General features: G+C 62.1%; 13 protein-coding genes and 1 pseudogene. 9 read left to right on the top strand and 5 right to left on the bottom strand.

Features of this window, described 5'->3' with window-relative positions; genetic code table 11:
- Nucleotides 1–121 precede the first annotated feature (121 nt).
- From tnpC to AC3WOG_RS06460, 4 genes are all read left to right on the top strand, one after another.
- A complete protein-coding gene (gene tnpC, locus AC3WOG_RS06445; RefSeq protein ID WP_492577202.1) occupies nucleotides 122–1,540 on the top strand; it encodes an IS66 family transposase in 1,419 nt (472 codons plus the stop codon).
- 310 nt (nucleotides 1,541–1,850) lie between these two features.
- Nucleotides 1,851–2,408 carry a DUF4142 domain-containing protein gene (locus AC3WOG_RS06450; RefSeq protein WP_492577203.1) on the top strand — a complete coding sequence of 186 codons (558 nt, stop codon included), beginning with the start codon at nucleotides 1,851–1,853 and terminating at the stop codon, nucleotides 2,406–2,408.
- Nucleotides 2,409–2,644: 236 nt separating this feature from the next.
- The gene (locus AC3WOG_RS06455; protein ID WP_492577204.1) at nucleotides 2,645–4,363 is read left to right on the top strand and encodes a tetratricopeptide repeat protein; all 1,719 of its coding nucleotides are present in this window, start codon (nucleotides 2,645–2,647) and stop codon (nucleotides 4,361–4,363) included.
- A gap of 101 nt (nucleotides 4,364–4,464) precedes the next feature.
- A complete protein-coding gene (locus AC3WOG_RS06460; protein WP_492577205.1) occupies nucleotides 4,465–5,490 on the top strand; it encodes an aldo/keto reductase in 1,026 nt (341 codons plus the stop codon).
- Nucleotides 5,491–5,528: 38 nt separating this feature from the next.
- Here AC3WOG_RS06460 and AC3WOG_RS06465 read toward each other — a convergent pair whose 3' ends face one another.
- From AC3WOG_RS06465 to AC3WOG_RS06475, 3 genes are all read right to left on the bottom strand, one after another.
- Entirely contained in the window at nucleotides 5,529–6,083 is a 555-nt protein-coding gene (locus AC3WOG_RS06465) for a hypothetical protein (protein ID WP_492577206.1), read from the bottom strand.
- Between the two features lie 103 nt (nucleotides 6,084–6,186).
- Entirely contained in the window at nucleotides 6,187–7,083 is an 897-nt protein-coding gene (locus AC3WOG_RS06470) for an SDR family oxidoreductase (protein ID WP_492577207.1), read from the bottom strand.
- Nucleotides 7,084–7,142: 59 nt separating this feature from the next.
- Entirely contained in the window at nucleotides 7,143–7,886 is a 744-nt protein-coding gene (locus AC3WOG_RS06475) for an SDR family oxidoreductase (protein WP_492577208.1), read from the bottom strand.
- Between the two features lie 138 nt (nucleotides 7,887–8,024).
- On the opposite strand from AC3WOG_RS06475, the gene AC3WOG_RS06480 reads away from it, so the two are divergent.
- Nucleotides 8,025–8,933 carry a LysR family transcriptional regulator gene (locus tag AC3WOG_RS06480; protein WP_492577209.1) on the top strand — a complete coding sequence of 303 codons (909 nt, stop codon included), beginning with the start codon at nucleotides 8,025–8,027 and terminating at the stop codon, nucleotides 8,931–8,933.
- 158 nt (nucleotides 8,934–9,091) lie between these two features.
- Here AC3WOG_RS06480 and AC3WOG_RS06485 read toward each other — a convergent pair.
- Nucleotides 9,092–9,595 (bottom strand): annotated as a pseudogene (locus AC3WOG_RS06485) (glutathione S-transferase family protein); the annotation flags it as partial.
- A gap of 225 nt (nucleotides 9,596–9,820) precedes the next feature.
- Between AC3WOG_RS06485 and AC3WOG_RS06490 the strand changes: the two are divergent.
- Together AC3WOG_RS06490 and AC3WOG_RS06495 are read left to right on the top strand one after the other, a co-directional pair.
- Nucleotides 9,821–10,744 (top strand): LysR family transcriptional regulator, encoded by a 924-nt coding sequence (locus AC3WOG_RS06490; protein WP_492577210.1) that lies wholly within the window; start codon nucleotides 9,821–9,823, stop codon nucleotides 10,742–10,744.
- Between the two features lie 111 nt (nucleotides 10,745–10,855).
- Nucleotides 10,856–11,164, top strand: a complete 309-nt coding sequence (locus AC3WOG_RS06495) for a single-stranded DNA-binding protein (RefSeq protein ID WP_492577211.1) — start codon at nucleotides 10,856–10,858, stop codon at nucleotides 11,162–11,164.
- A 1,006-nt stretch (nucleotides 11,165–12,170) separates the two neighbouring features.
- On the opposite strand, the gene AC3WOG_RS06500 is transcribed toward AC3WOG_RS06495, so the two are convergent.
- Nucleotides 12,171–13,064: a LysR family transcriptional regulator gene (locus AC3WOG_RS06500; protein WP_492577212.1), complete on the bottom strand. Its 894-nt coding sequence runs from the start codon at nucleotides 13,062–13,064 to the stop codon at nucleotides 12,171–12,173.
- 109 nt (nucleotides 13,065–13,173) lie between these two features.
- Here AC3WOG_RS06500 and AC3WOG_RS06505 point away from each other — a divergent pair, with 109 nt between their 5' ends.
- Together AC3WOG_RS06505 and AC3WOG_RS06510 are read left to right on the top strand one after the other, a co-directional pair.
- Nucleotides 13,174–14,940, top strand: a complete 1,767-nt coding sequence (locus tag AC3WOG_RS06505; RefSeq protein WP_492577213.1) for an acyl-CoA dehydrogenase family protein — start codon at nucleotides 13,174–13,176, stop codon at nucleotides 14,938–14,940.
- Nucleotides 14,937–16,148: a CaiB/BaiF CoA transferase family protein gene (locus AC3WOG_RS06510; RefSeq protein ID WP_492577214.1), complete on the top strand. Its 1,212-nt coding sequence runs from the start codon at nucleotides 14,937–14,939 to the stop codon at nucleotides 16,146–16,148. Before AC3WOG_RS06505 ends, AC3WOG_RS06510 begins: the two co-directional genes overlap by 4 nt.
- Nucleotides 16,149–16,204 lie beyond the last annotated feature (56 nt).

The raw sequence follows: 16,204 nt of genomic DNA on the forward strand, positions 1-16,204 counted from the left end.
CCCGATTGACACCGGGAGTCATATCAGCGGTGTGAAGCCGCTTTCTTTGCTTACTTTCTTTGCGGCAGGCGTAACTATTCAGCGCTTGTAAACTGCTGCCAGGCTGTGCATAGTGAGGGACATGACGAAGATGCCTGACATCAAGGACCTGACACCGGAGCAGAAAGACGCACTCATCATTGATCTGGTGAGGCGTCTGAACGAGCTTGAGGCAAAGCTTGAGAAGGACAGTCATAACTCCAGCAAGCCGCCGTCAAGCGATGGTCCGCAGCGCAAGCCGAAGTCATTGCGGGGCACGAGCGGGGCAAAGCCTGGCGCGCAACCGGGGCACAAGGGCAAGACGCTCAAACGCGTGACCCAACCCGATCACATCGAGATTCACCCGGTAGCGCCGGTATGCGATGCATGCGGCGAACGCATCGAACCGGCCCGCATTGCCGTGTTGCCCGAGGGACGTCAGGTAATCGATCTGCCGCCCACGCGCCTTGAGGTGACGGAGCATCGCGTGCAGATCGCACAGTGCCGCTGCGGCAAGCACCATTCGGGGGTGTTTCCCGAAGGCGTGAGCCAGGCGGTGCAGTATGGCCCCCAGGTGCGCGCCGCTACGGTCTATCTGACGCAATACCAGCAGTTGCCCGTGGGGCGTACGGCCCAGGCGCTCGAAGACCTGTTCGGTCTGCGTGTGAGTACGGGTACCGTGCAGCACAGCATTGACCAGGCCGCCCAGTTGCTGGCGCCGGCGGTCAGACAGATCAGCCAGGCGCTGCGTGAGCAACCGGTGGTGCATTTCGATGAGAGCTGCATGCGCGTGGGACGCAAGACTCACTGGCTGCATAGCGCCTCGACGCGAGCGCTGACCTGGTATGGCGCGCACAACAGGCGCGGTCGCGAGGCGCTGGACAGCTTCGGCATTCTGCCCGGCTTTGCGGGAATCGCCGTGCATGACGGCTGGGCAGCCTACGCGCAGTATGAGTGTGAACATGCGCTGTGCAATGCCCACCATCTGCGCGAACTGGTGTTTGTACTGGAGTCCACGCAGCAGGCCTGGGCCCAGCAGATGATTGATCTGCTTTGCCAGGCAAAGCGCGAGGTCGAGCTCAGTCTGGCTTCAGGCAACACAGCGCTGGGTCAATCGCGCCAACGCTATTACGCGCGACGCAGTCGGACGCTGATCGCCCAGGCGCGCAAGCTCAATCCGCAGCAGGCACGTGAGCCCACGCGCCGCGAACTGCGCGGCAGGATCAGGCAAAGCTTTACCTACAACCTGCTCGGACGCCTTCACAGGCATGCGCGCGAGGTGTGGCGCTTCATTGCAGATCACCGTGTACCGTTCGACAACAACCAGGCCGAACGCGATATCCGCATGCCCAAACTCAAACAGAAAATCTCGGGATGCTTCCGCGCGATATCGGGCATGGAGGCGTTCTGCACGATCCGCTCCTACCTCGCCACCTTGCGCAAACAGAACCGTTCGCTGATCGATGCGCTGGCCTTGAGCTTTGCCGGATTCGTCGTTTCGCCTCTGACTGCCGCTGAATAGTTACGCGGCAGGCAAAGAAAAGTAGGTGCCGCCCCGCACAGGGGCAACGCTAATAAACCAATAAGAAACGAAAGGCCACCGCGCAAAAAAACCAGAAAAATGCGCGCCCCGCAAGACAAAAAAACCCAAAAAAAATCCAAAAAATAAACCGTTACCTACGGTTACAGAATCGACAGCACCGTTTCACACACCGCGTAAAGCGGCTCCTAGAATGCACATCAATCGATCGCAGCGTCGTCAGGACCACTCGCAAGCCAGTGGCCAACCCGCACGTATCGGTGCAATTTCGCTTCCATCCCAAGGAGAACCTATGATCCGCTTGCCTCTCGCCATCACCAGTGCCACCATGGCCAGCCTTCTGGTCATCGCCACTGCAGCCAGCGCTCAAACTTCGCCGTCAGCGGCAACGCCAGAAACTGGCCGTCTGCATGGCGCCGATCAGGCATTCATCACCGACGCAACCAAGGCCGTCTCGACGCAACGCGATGCCGCACGCATTGCCGCCTCGCGCTCCACCGATAGGGAAGTCAAGGCCTTCGCCGAACGCGTGTCGAACGACAACGCCAAATTGTCGAACGCACTGCGCGCGGCCAGCCCGCGCGGCGTCGACGTGCCGAAGAACGATCCGGACACGGCGGTGCTCGCGAGCATCAACAACCTGCGCGGCGCCGACTTCGACAAGGCCTATATCGAACAGGTCGCGCTTGCCGGCGAGCAAAAAGCGCTGTCGGTATTCCAGGCGGAAATCGCTTCGGGTCGCGACGAGCAATTGAAGGATGCGGCGAAGAAAGCGCTGCCAACCATCCAGGAACACTACGAAATGGCTCAGGAACTCGCCAAGCGTAAACACCTGTCAGCAGCACAGTAAGGCTCGGGGCGCGTCACGTTGCGGCGTGACGCGCGCCACCACACAGTTTCGACACTAGCAATCCCAGTTCCGCACGCGGTTATTCATATCGCATGGTTGCGGCACAGTTCGAATGCGTTCTTTTCGGCGATAATCGGCTTCATTCTTTCGAGCCCGGCTTGCGCGGCGTTTAGCGCGGTTCAGGCGAGTCGAAAGCTGTCTTCCGATTCCACGCGCATTCAATAAAAGCTCGCCCCATGAGCAAGCCAGCCAATCTGCCTCAACAGTTGGACAACATGCTTCGGCAAGCCGTCGCGCTTCAACATAACGGCGCATTCGCCGAGGCCGAAGAATTCTATCGCGAGATTCTCGAACTCAAACCACGCCATTTCGACGCGCTGCAACTGCTGGGCGCTCTCTTGCTGCAAGCAGGCCGGCTGCCAGAGGGCATCGACCTGCTCAGGAAAGCCATCGCCATCAATGCGAAACAGGCGCCGATCCATTCGAATCTCGCTTATGCGCTCAATGCGCTGCAGCGTTTCGATGAAGGCCTCGCGAGCGCCAATCGCGCGCTGGCGCTTCAGGCGAGATTTCCCGACGCATTGAACAATCGCGGTAACGCGCTGGCTGGGCTCAATTTACCGGCTGAGGCGCTTGGCAGTTTTGATCGTGCAATCGCCTTGATGCCAGATTTCGCGCAGGCCTGGAATAATCGCGCCTGCGTGCAGCGCGATCTGGGCCGCCCCGCCGATGCATTGGCAAGCTGCGATCGCGCACTCGCACTGCAGCCGAATTATCCCGACGCCTGGAGCAATCGCGGCAATGCACTCAGCGATCTGAACCAGCCGCAAGAGGCACAACTCAGCTATCGGCGCGCGCTTGAACTTGCTCCCGCGTTTGCCGATGCCTGGAACAATCTCGGCCTGACCCAGATCGATCTCAACGAGCACGCGCAAGCGTTGATCAGCTACGAGCGCGCGCTGGCGGTGAATCCTGGGTCTGCCGAGACGCATTGGAACGAAGCGCTGTGTCTGCTGCAAATGGGGCGGCTCGAAGCAGGGTGGCAAAAGTACGAATGGCGTTGGGAGCGCAGCCGGATCCGGGCAAGCAAGCGCCGTTTTGCCGAACCTCTCTGGTTGGGCGATTTTCCGCTCGACGGCAAAACGATTCTCTTGCACGCGGAGCAGGGCTTGGGCGACACGTTGCAGTTTTGCCGCTATGCCGCGTTGGTGTCGAAGCTCGGCGTGAAGGTCGTGCTCGAAGTACCGCCGGCGTTGATGCGGCTAATGTCCACGCTCGAAGGCGTGGCTCAATGGGTCGAATCTGGACAGGCGCTGCCGCCGTTCGATTGTCACTGTCCGTTGCTGAGTTTGCCGCTCGCGTTCAGGACAGACATCGCGAGCATTCCGTCGAAGACCCCCTATCTGTTCGCCGACGCCCAAGCCGCCCGGCACTGGCGCGACCGTATCGACGCACCAGCGGGCGGCCGCCTGAAAGTCGGACTGGTTTGGGCCGGTGGAAATCGGCCGCACATCGCGGAGCTCCGCAAGAACGATGCGCGCCGTTCGATCGCATTCGAGCGGCTCGCGCCGATTCTCGACGTGCCGAACGTGCAGTTCTTCAGCCTGCAAAAAGGACCGGCGGCACAGCAACTGCTCCGCAACGAATCGAACCACCGCATCGTCGACTACACCGAAGAACTCGATGATTTCGCCGACACCGCTGCGCTGGTGGCGAACCTCGACCTGGTGATTTCGGTGGACACGTCCACCGCACATCTGGCCGGGGCAATGGACAAGCCCGTATGGATTCTGAATCGCTTCGACACCTGCTGGCGCTGGATGCTCGAGCGCACGGATACGCCGTGGTATCCGCGCGCGACCCTGTTCCGGCAGCCGGCATTGGGCGACTGGGACAGCGTGATTCAAGCCGCGCGTGACGCGCTGGCCGCGTTAGGCGCGCCGGCCGGCGCATGAATCGACGCGCGGCGCGAGGCCCCGAGGCGTCCGGCGCGTTTATGCAGACGCGGGTAGACTGAACGTCCGTTTATCGGCGGCTATGCCATGGAGATTCTTCAATGGAATACAGACATTTGGGTGCGTCCGGTTTCAAGGTGCCGGCGCTGAGTTTCGGCACGGGCACATTCGGCGGCAAGGGCGAGTTTTTCGAAGCCTGGGGGGCGACTGATGTCGCCGAAGCAGGTCGTTTGATCGACATCTGCTTCGATGCGGGCGTCACCATGTTCGACAGTGCCGACATCTATTCGAACGGCGCTTCCGAGTCGGTGCTCGGCGAAGCGCTCAAGGGCAAGCGCGACAAGGCGATCATCTCGACCAAGGCGACGTTCCGCTTCGACGATGGTCCGAACAATGTCGGCTCATCGCGCTTTCATTTGATTCAGGCCGTCGATGCGGCGCTCAAGCGCCTGCAAACCGACTACATCGACCTATTCCAGTTGCACGGCTTCGACGCGAAAACGCCGATCGCCGAAGTGATGTCCACGCTCGACGATCTCGTGCGCGCCGGCAAGATTCGCTACACCGGCGTGTCGAACTTTTCCGGCTGGCACTTGATGAAATCGCAGGATACCGCGGATCGCTACGGCTATCCGCGCTACGTCGCGAATCAGACCTACTACTCGCTGGTCGGCCGCGATTACGAATGGGAGTTGATGCCGCTCGGCGTCGATCAAGGCGTGGGCGCGGTGGTGTGGAGTCCGCTCGGCTGGGGCCGGCTCACCGGCAAGCTCAAGCGCGGCCAGCCGCTGCCGGATACCAGCCGTTTGCATAAAACCGCCGACATGGGGCCGCCGGTGCCGGACGAGTATCTGTTCCGCGTGCTCGATGCGATCGACGAGGTCGCCGCCGAAACCGGCAAGACGGTGCCGCAGATTGCGCTGAACTGGCTGCTGCAGCGTCCGACGGTGTCCACCGTGCTGATCGGCGCGCGTAACGAAGAACAGTTGCGGCAGAACCTCGGCGCGGTCGGCTGGAATCTGACGCCTGAACAGGTGGCCAGGCTCGACGCTGCCAGCGCGGTACGTCCGGCTTATCCGTACTGGCATCAGGAAGGATTTGCCGAACGCAATCCGAAGGCGGTTTAAGCACATCGCGGTAAGCTCCAACGCGCTCCGGCCCGACGTCATTTCATGAGTTCCGCCGGAGCCGCGAACAGCTCGCCGTAGTAACGGCGGCCGGCATCGAGATGCTGGTCGAACGCGAAACCTTGCGCGAGCATCGCGTCGAACTCGGTGCGTTCGATTTTCATCACATAGCTGTGCTCGTTGGTGACGAGGCGGCATGGCTTGTCCGTCACTTCCGTACTGAACCATTTTCCGGCACTCGCATGGCCCGCGGGATACGCATGGTGGTCATACTCGATCTGCCAGCCGCCATCCAGCAGAATCCACATGCCCTGATCTTTGGCGGGCTGATTCGCGTCATCGGCGCACTGTGCGACCACGGTGCCCGCTTGTGCTTCCCATTCGCGCGAATGGCCGATCACCCAACGCAGCTGCGCGGTCGTCAGACTCGTGAAGAAGGGGGTGTGTTTCAACAAATGAAGGTAAGTGACCGAGGGTTTCATCTCCGTGCTCCGCGTGGTGAGGGATGCGTTCGGCGGCTTCGGTTGGGAATCGCACGCGGCGATCAGAAACGGCAGCAGCACGGCGCAAGCGATCAGGGTTGAAGATTTCATGAACTTGTCCGAAGCGGCAAAAAACAAGGGGACGCCAAGGCTCGTGCACTATCTTTAGCGCCCCCGGCCAGGCGCCCCCGGCTAGGCGCCCCAGCCATCGTGCTTAAGGCTTGATCTTCGCTTCCAGCAAATCGGCCATGCCGATCCGCTTCGCAAAGTCGATGCGCACGCGCTCCGACACTTCGAGCACTTCGCGCGCGCCGTCGCCGACGAAGTCGATCACCGAGCGCATCGGCCGCTCGCCTGAAGGCAGCGCGACGATCCGCACGATTTCATCGGCCACCGCTTGCGGATCGGCATCGTCCGGCGTGAGCTCGGTGAGACGCTCGCCGATCTGGTCCATCACGCCGTCATAGCGTGCGTACGCAGCGGCCCGTTCCGCGTCGGCCGGCTTGCCGGCGCTCGGAAAGTGCGCGGTGCCTTTGGTGAACGCGCCCGGCACGACGATCGCGGTTTCGATGCCGAAGCGCGCGATCTCGTAAGCGAGCGTCACCGCCAGCGAATCCATCGCGGCCTTCGCGGCGCCGTAGGGCCCAAGGAACGGCGGGAAGCCGCCCTTGGTCGTCGTGCTGCTGATCCACAGCATCAAGCCGGCTTCCTGCTGACGCAGATACGGCAGAACCGCCCGGTTCACGCGCTGCGCGCCGAACAGATTGGTGTCGAACACCTTCACCATTTCTTCGGGCGTAAACGCTTCGCTCGGGCCGACCACCAGATGCCCGGCGTTCTGCATCACCACATCCAGACGTCCTTGCTCGCGGACGATCGTCGCCGCGGCGGCATCGACCGAGTCTTGCGACAACACGTCGAGTTCGAGCGGATGCAACTGGATGTCCTTCGCTTTGGCGAGCGCACGCAATTCGTCGGCGCGGGGCTGGTTGCGGCCCTCGACGTCGCGCATCGTCGCGTACACGATATGACCGGCTTCGGCCAATGATTGCGCGGTGAGCTTGCCGATGCCCGTACCCGCGCCCGTCACCAGGATGACGTTCTTCTTCATTTCGTTCTCCGATTCGATGGAAGTGATACGGCGTTAAAAAGTGCTTTGAAAGAGGGGATTCAAGCGACGCCACCGTTGGCGCGCAGGATCTGGCCGTTCACCCAGCCGGCGTCCGGACCGGCGAGGAACGACACCACCGAAGCGATATCGTCCGGCTGGCCGAGGCGTTGCAGCGGCGGCATCTTCGCGAAGGTCTGGATCTGTTCTTCGGTCTTGCCGTCGAGGAACAGCGACGTGGCGATCGGGCCCGGCGCGACTGCGTTGACGGTGATATTGCGGCCGCGCAGTTCCTTGGCGAACACGTGGGTGAACGCTTCGACTGCTGCCTTCGTGCCGTTGTAGATCGCATAGCCGGGCATGTTCAGCGCGAGCGTGGTGCTCGAGAAGTTGACGATGCGCCCGCCGTCGTTCATCCGGGCTGCGGCTTCACGCAAGGTGTTGAAGGTGCCGCGCACGTTGATGTCGAAGGTCTGGTCGTACAGCGCGTCACTGGTATCGGCGAGCGGCACGGTCTTGAGCACGCCGGCGTTGTTGACCAGCACGTCCACCTTGCCGAGTTGCTGTTCGGTGGTCTCGAACATGCGGCGCACTTCGTCGGCCTTCGAGACATCGGCCTTCACCGCGATCGCCTTGGCGCCGGCAGCCTTGAGTTCGGCGACCAGGGCGTCGGCTTCCGTCGAGCTCGAGGCATAGTTGACGGCAACCGCGAAGCCGTCCTTGGCGAGGCGTTGCGCAACCGCTGCGCCGATGCCGCGGGATGCGCCGGTCACGATGGCGACTTGAGCGTTTTTGATCGTGTTCATGATTCGTTTCCTTCTGTGTGGTGAGTGGTTGAGATGAATCATGGATGCTTTCGTCGCTGAGATAATCCGGCAAGACTTGGTATCATCATTTCATTTACTTTAATAATTAACCGCTAGATCACGCCTTAGGCGTCAAACATGGATCGTTTCGAGGAAATGCGGGTGTTCGTGCGGATCGCCGAGCGGCAGAGCTTCACGCGGGCGTCAGATGATTTGCAGATTCCGCGCGCAACCGTCACCAACCTGATGAAACGCATGGAACAGCGGCTCGGCGCGCGGCTGCTGGAGCGCACCACGCGCTCGGTGCGCCTCACGCACGACGGCGAGGCGTATTACCGGCGTTGCGTGCGGCTGATCGCCGATATGGAGGAGGCGGAAGGCTCGTTCACGAACATCGCGCCAAAGGGCTTATTGCGGGTGAATTTGCAGGGCACACTGGCCCGGCACTTCGTCGTGCCGGCGCTGCCGGCGTTTCTCGCGCAGTTTCCCGGGATCGAGTTGACGATTGGCGAGGATGACCGGCTGGTCGATCTGGTGCGCGAGGGGATCGATTGCGTGCTGCGGGCGGGGAATCTGCAGGATTCGTCGATGGTGGGGCGGCGCGTGGCGCAACTGCCGCAAGTGACGGTGGCAAGCCCGGCCTATCTGGCGGCCTACGGCGAGCCTGAAGAGCCGGCGGCGCTGTCCACGCACCGGGCGGTCAACTACCTGTCGAGCGCGACCGGCAAGCCGGTGCCGCTCGAATTCACCGTGGACGGTCGCGCGAGTGCGGTGTATCTGCAAGCGGCGGTGTCGGTGACCGGCGCCGATCTCTACACCGGCTCGGCGGTGGCTGGCCTCGGTATCGTGCAGGTGCCGCAATACCGGGTGGCGGCAGAACTGGCGGCGGGGCGGCTGAAGATCATCCTGTCGGACTTTCCGCCGCCGCCGATGCCGGTGTCGGTGCTCTATCCACAGAACCGCCAGTTGTCGTCGCGCGTGCGCGTGTTTGCGCAGTGGCTGCGCGACATCTTCGAGGCCGCCGGCGCGGCAAGCGGTTCGCCGTGAACGCGGGTTCAGACAGACGCGCTACGGGGTCCGAAGATGTTGATCAGATTGCCTTCCGGGTCGCGCAGCATGGTCGAGCTGCGCGCCGCGTTCAGCGGCTGATTGGCCCACACGAATTCCACGCCGTGCTGCGTGAGCGTGGCGGTGGCCGCGGCCAGATCGTCGGGCCTCGCGCCGATACCGTCGAACGCCGAGTTCAGCATACGGATGATTTCCGACGACGCATTGTTGACGATGGTGGCCTGCTGCTTGTTTCACAGGATCGGCGCCGTGACGCGGCCACTGTCATGCGGATCGGCGGCGGTCTAGACCTGGTGCAGCAGCTTCGCGTGATTGACGCGGACGGCCACGACGCCGGGGCCGTCCGCGAAGGTCCAGCCGTTTTCCAGCATCAGCCCGTGCACGACCGAGACGTCGATCATGTCTTCGAGACCTTTCAGCGCGTGCACGATCAATGTGCGATGCGCCCACGGGCACGCGAGGCTCAAATACAGGCGATAGCGCCCGGCTTGCGCCTTGAAGCCGCCGATGTCGCCCGGGCTCGCCGAACCGTCGGCGGTGACCCCGTTGCGGAATGCCGCGTCCTTGCGCACGAAACGGCCGCCGGTCGGCTCGGTGTCGTACCAGCGGTTCTGCCATTGAGCGTTCGCTAAAAGTCCCATGTCGTTGCTTCTTGCCGGTTCGCTACCGTGCAATGGCGGTGACCTATGAGTGTTTCACGCGCGGATTCGGTTTGCCGCGCGTTGCTTATGCGATTTTTCCGAAAGCATTTCCCGCTGCCTTTTGCGCTGTCGAGTGCTGCTGTTTAGTTGCCATATCGCTATAGTGGACTTGCATTGCCGCCTTACCGTACCATTTTCCGTCAAACTCGTTCGAAGGAATGGAACATGTTGTCAGAAGACGAACTGGCCTTGCTGGAAGCGATTCGCGAGACCGGCAGCCTGTCACGCGCGGCGGCGCGGCTAGGCAAGGCGCCGTCGACCGTCTCGCACGCCGCGCGGCAACTGGAGACGCGCTTTGACGCACTGCTGTTCGACCGCCGCCGCTACCGCCTGCAACTGACGCCGGCCGGCCAACTGCTCGCTGACGAAGCCGCGCGCCTGATGCTCGACATGTCGCGCATGACGCAGCGTGTGCGGCAGATCGCGAGCGGCTGGGAAGACCGCCTGTGGGTGGTGACCGACGAAATTCTCGAATTCGAACTGCTGATGCCGGTGGTGCGCGCGTTCGACGCGCTCGAATCCGGCGTCAAGCTGCGTTTTACGCACGAGGTGTTGAGCGGCACGTGGGAGGCGCTGCGCGACGGCCGCGCGGACCTGATCGTGGGCGCGACCAATGAACCGCCGGCGATTCCTGGGTTGCGCTGGTTTGAGCTTGGCGTGATGGAGTGGGTGTTCGCGGTATCGCCGCGCCATCCGCTTGCTAGCGTCGAAGGGCCGCTCGAACGCGAGCTGATTCTTGAGCATCGCGCGGTGGTGGTGGCGGATTCGTCGCGGACCACGGCGGGGCGCGCTTACGGCGTGATTGGCGGCCAGGCGTCGCTGGCCGTGCCGACCATGCGCGCGAAGATTCTTGCGCAGCGCGACGCGCTGGGGGTGGGGTGGTTACCGCGGCAGCGGGTGGCTTCTTTGTTGAAGAACGGTGAACTGGTGGAGAAGGCGACGGCCGATCCGCGCGAGCCGAATGTGCTGTATGTCGCGTGGCGCGGCGATCAGGAGGGGCGCGCGTTGCAGTGGTGGCTCGAGCAGTTGCGGCAGCCGCGGTTGGCTAAACGCCTTGTGAGGGGTGTCGATATGGTTGTTGGCGCGTGACGCGCGGTTGGTTCTTTGTTTCGTGTGGGCGGTGCTGTTTCTCGTGGGATCATACGTGTCGTGCTGGCGATTTTGCTTTTTGCACGGTGAGCGGAAAAGAGGAGCAGGGCGATGATCGATGGACTGGTGGGCGGGCGGTTGTACGGCGAGGCGCAGATTCGCACAGGGCAGAATGGCAAACGGTTTGTGACCTGCAAGGTGCGGGCTACCACCAATGATGGGGATACGATTTTTGTTAATGTGATTGCGTTTGATGATGATGTGCAAAGTGGACTTTTGGCGCTGAGTGACGCTGATAGTGTCGCCCTGAGCGGGGCGTTGACGCCCAAGGTTTGGACCGATAAGAATGGCTTGGTCAAGCCGGCAATGGATATGGTTGCATACAAGGTGCTGGTGGTTCGTGGTTTGCAGGACGATTAGGGTTGGTTTTTTTTGCCTCCGCGGCGCTCGTGTTTTGTGTGCCTGCGGCGTTGGCCTTTCCTTGATTTGTTTGTCTTGCGTAGCGCTGTCGGTTGTGTGCCTGCGGGGGTGGCTTTTTCTTTTGTTTTTGGTTTATTAGCGTTCCCCCTGTGCGGGGGGGCACCTACTTTTCTTTGCCTGCCGCAAAGAAAAGTAGGCAAAAGAAAGCGGCTCAAACCGCTAGCTTTGAAGCGGGTCCCCTGGCTTGGAGGAGGTAGTGGAGCATCTGGAATCGGTGTTCTCGCGCACTCCGCGCCGATGACAAGGCAGTCATCCTTCCGGTGGCGCTGCGCGCGCCGTCGCGGTACTTCTCAACACCAATAGCAGATAGGCGGCACCGGCATCATTCTTCCCGCCTCGCACTGCGTGCTCGCCGGAACGGTCGGCAAGGGAAACCAGAGGTTTCGTTTGTGCGCGGTGGGGGCCATCGGCTTCGCCTCGGCGAAGTGCACGAATGTGCGAGTGCGGGCCATCACACGGAGCGAAGAGCCGGTACGACAGTGAGGATTGGTGATGCAACGGCGGGCCACCGCGCCGGGCAAAACGCGAGCGCTTCGGCGAAGCATGGGAGACGCAAGGGTGAGCCACCGCGCCAGGCAAAACGTTGACGCACAATTGGCAGGCGGTTTGATGAAGTACCGCGTCGGCGCGCGCAGCGCCGTCGGAAGTATGACTGCCTTGTCACTAGGGCGAAGTGTGCGAGGACACAGACTCCAGATGTTCCACTGCCTCCTCCAAGCCAGGGGACCCGCTTCAAAGCTAGCGGTTTGAGCCGCTTTCTTTTGCCTACTTTTCTTTGCGGCAGGCAAAGAAAAGTAGGTGCCCCCCCGCACAGGGGGAACGCTAATAAACCAAAAAGAAAAGAAAGGCCACCGCCGCAGGCAAACAGCCAAATACCACCGCAAAAGGCAAAAAGAAAAACCCACCGCCGTAAGCGCACAACCATAGCGCCGCGCAGGCAAAGAAATCACTTATTAAACTTCACAGTAGCGCTCTCAAGATACTCAACAAACCGATCCGCGACAGGCTCCGAGTCGCCAGCACCCCGCAGGAGCAAAACCTGCGAAAGCAGCGTCTCCCCCCGCAGGGGCAAAAAACAGACCCGTGGGTCCTGCACCTGCCGTAAGGTAAACGGCACCAACGCCACCCCCATTCCAAACCCGACCATCGTGACAACGGTCTGCCACAACCGCGCCTCATGGCGAATCAACGGACTAAACCCGGCCCCCACGCACTGCGCGATGATCAAATCGTGATAATGCGGCGACACCGTGCGCGGAAACAGAATAAACGGCTCCTGCGCCAACCCGCGCAAATCGATCTTGCGCTGCCGCGCCAGCGGATGATCCACCGGCAGGCAACACAAAAAAGGCTCAGAAAAAATCGGCGTCGAAATCACATCAGAAGGAAAATTGCCCCAATGCGCACATCCCATATCGATCTGCATCCGCTGAATCGCATGCACCTGCTCGCTGGTGTTCATCTCCTTCAACACGATCTCGACACTCGGATAGTCAGCCTCGAACCGGCTCACGGCCTGCGGCATACCGCGATACAACATCGAATTCACAAAGCCGATCCGCAGACGCCCAGCGAGCCCATGCGCCGAGCGCACCGTGATGCGTTCCGCTTCGCCAGCCTGCAATAACAGCCGGTGCGCTTCGCCAAGCAACACCTGCCCGGCGTTCGTCAACGCGACCGTCTTGTTGGTGCGCGTCAGCAATTGCACGCCAAGTTGCTCCTCGAACTTGCGGATGTCGAAACTCAACGCCGGCTGCGATATGAACAGCCGCTTGGCCGCACGGCCGAAGTGCAACTCCTCGGCGACCGCCACGAAATAGCGCAATTGCTTCAGGTCCACAACTGTCTCCGGTTCTTCCATCGATAAGTAACGTCTATCGTACCGGATATAAGTTGTATTAGACGATTATCGAAGTCGCTTCTATGCTCCTTCCACAAAGGAGACACGCATGAGCGAAATCACAGCGCAGCCGGCACCCGGCGCGTCCAATATTCCCGACAGCCGGGGCATCAACTTCTTTACCAGCGACCCGGACTTCGCCCGTCTGCTCAAACTGCATCTCGGCGACGAGCTGTATCAGGAACTCGAAAGCCAACTCATCGCGCTGGGCCAGCGGGCGTCGGACGAACTCGACGTCTGGGCGCTCTCCGCCGACAGGAATCCGCCGCAATTGCGGCATCGCACGCGGCGCGGCGAAGCGCTGCAAAGCATCGACAAACATCCCGATTACGTCGCGCTGGAGCGTGTCGCGTACGCGGAATTGGGTTTGGCGTCGATGAGTCATGACACCAGTGAGGGCAAAAAAGCGCCGCCGCCGCTGGTGAAATACGCACTGACGTTCCTGTTCGTGCAGGCGGAATTCGGTCTCTGCTGCCCGGTCAGCATGACAGACTCGCTCACGCGCACGCTGCGCAAATTCGGCGCGTCTGAACTGGTCGCGCGTTTTCTGCCAATGCTGGCGTCGCGCGATTTCGACACGCTATTTCAAGGCGCGATGTTCATGACGGAGCAGGCGGCAGGCTCGGACGTCGCCCGCATCGCGACGCGCGCTGCCCTCGAAACCGACGCGAACGGCGGGCAGACGTGGCGTCTGTACGGCGACAAATGGTTCTGCTCGAACGCCGATGCCGATCTCGCGATGGTGCTCGCGCGTCCTGACGACGCGCCGTCAGGCATTAACGGCCTTGCGTTGTTCCTGTTGCCGAAGTCCTTGCCGGACGGCTCGCGCAACAGTTATCGAATCGTGCGCCTGAAGGACAAGCTCGGCAGCCGTTCGATGGCGAGCGGCGAGATCGTGCTGGAAGGCGCGGTGGCGTATCTGATCGGCGAAGTAGGGCGCGGTTTTCATCAGATGGCCGACATGATCAACATGTCGCGTCTGTCGAACGGCGTGCGCGCGGCCGGTCTGATGCGTCGTGCGCTGACCGAAGCGCTGCACATCTCGCGCAACCGCGAAGCGTTCGGCCGCAAGCTGATCGATATGCCGTTGATGCAGCGGCAATTGATCAAAATGATGCTGCCCGCCGAACAGGCACGGTCGATGTTCATGCAGATCGCCTTGCTGCTCGCGAAGGCCGACGGCGGCGATCGGCAGGCAGCGAAATGCGTGCGCATCCTGACGCCGCTGATCAAATTCCGCGCCTGCCGCGATGCGCGGCGCGTTACCGGCGACGCCATGGAAGTGCGCGGCGGCACCGGCTACATTGAAGAATGGAGCGACGCGCGCCTCGTGCGCGATGCACATCTCGGCTCGATCTGGGAGGGCACCAGCAACATCGTCGCGCTCGACATCGCGCGCGCCGCGAAACGCGACGGTGCGCTCGAGCCGCTGCGCGCGTATTTGCAGGATCTGCTCGGCGCGGCGGGATTGCCGGCAGCGAGTCTCGCGCTGCTTCGCTCGACCTTGATGCGCGCTTGCGATGCCCTGGCGAGCGTGGCTGAGTCGGGGCGTGACGAATCGGTCCGCCAGGCCGGCACCGCGTTGTATCACGCGAGCACCGCGGTACTGATGGCGTGCGAAGGCGTGCGTCTCGCCCCTGATTACCGGCGTCTCGCGCTCGGTCATCTGGTGTTGCGGCATAAGCTGTTGCCATTCGATCCGCTCGACATGCAGACGTCGTCGGACGAAAGCAGCGTGGTCGATGCACTGGTCAACGCGCGCAACGTCACGCTCGATCAGGCGTTGCAACTTCTGCCGGCGGGGAGTGCGCAATGAGCGAGCGTGCCATCCACGCCAGTCATGTCACCTCAGGCGCATTGCAAGGCATCAAGGTCGTCGATCTGAGCCGCGTGCTCGGTGGTCCGTATTGCACGCAGGCGCTGGCCGATCACGGCGCACAGGTGATCAAGCTGGAGCCGCCGGGCGGCGATGAAACGCGCGGTTGGGGGCCGCCCTTTTACGGCGACACCGCGTGGTATTTCGCGGGCGTGAATCGCAACAAGCAGGGCATTGCTGTCGATCTGTCATGCGACGAAGGCCGCGACATTCTGTGGAAACTGCTCGAAGACGCCGACGTGCTGGTCGAAAACTTCAAGCCTGGCACGCTGGCTCGCTGGGGGATGGATTGCGAGCGCGATTTGCGCGAGCGTTTCCCGAGGCTGGTTCATTGTGCCGTGTCGGGCTTCGGTGCTGACGGCCCGCTCGGCGGCTTGCCCGGCTACGACGCCGCGATTCAGGCGATGACCGGCTTGATGAGCGTGAACGGCGAACGCGACGGGCCGGCCACGCGGGTCGGCTTGCCGGTCGTCGATATGGTCACTGGCTTGAATGCGCTCGCCGGCATTCTGCTGGCGCTGGCCGAGCGCACGAAGAGCGGGCGCGGCCAGTCGGTCGATATCGCGCTGTACGACTGTGGCGTGTCGCTATTACATCCGCACCTGCCGAACTATTTCGGCTCGGGCCGCACGCCGCAGCGCAGCGGCAACGCGCATCCGAACATCACGCCTTACGACAGTTATCGCACCGCAACCGCGCCGATCTTTCTCGCCGTCGGCAACGACCGGCAGTTCGCGCGCCTGTGCGCGCATCTCGGCGCGCCGGAACTGGCCGACGATCCGCGCTATGTCGATAACCGCAGCCGTTGTGCCCATCGCGAGCCGCTGAAGGCCGCGCTCGAAAGCCTGCTCGCAGCGCACGATTGCGAGCCGCTCGCGCACGCGCTGATCAATGCGGGTGTGCCGTGCGGGCCGGTGCAAACCGTCGATGTCGTCGCGCGGCATCCGCATACGCTGCATCGCCGCATGGTGGTCGAGATGGGCGAGTATCGCGGCACCGCGTCGCCGATCAAACTGTCGCGTACGCCTGCCACATATCGCAGCGCGCCGCCGACGCTGGGCGGCGACACACGCGCGGTGCTCGACACGCTGGGCATCGACGCCGCGACCCAGCAGCGTTTGTTCGAAGCGGGTGTGCTCAAGGCGTAGCCCGCATGCAGTTATCCGGTGACGGCACGCAGAAGCCGCGCCATTCAGAAGAACGA

The sequence above is a fragment of the Paraburkholderia sp. FW306-02-B genome, from assembly GCF_058782725.1.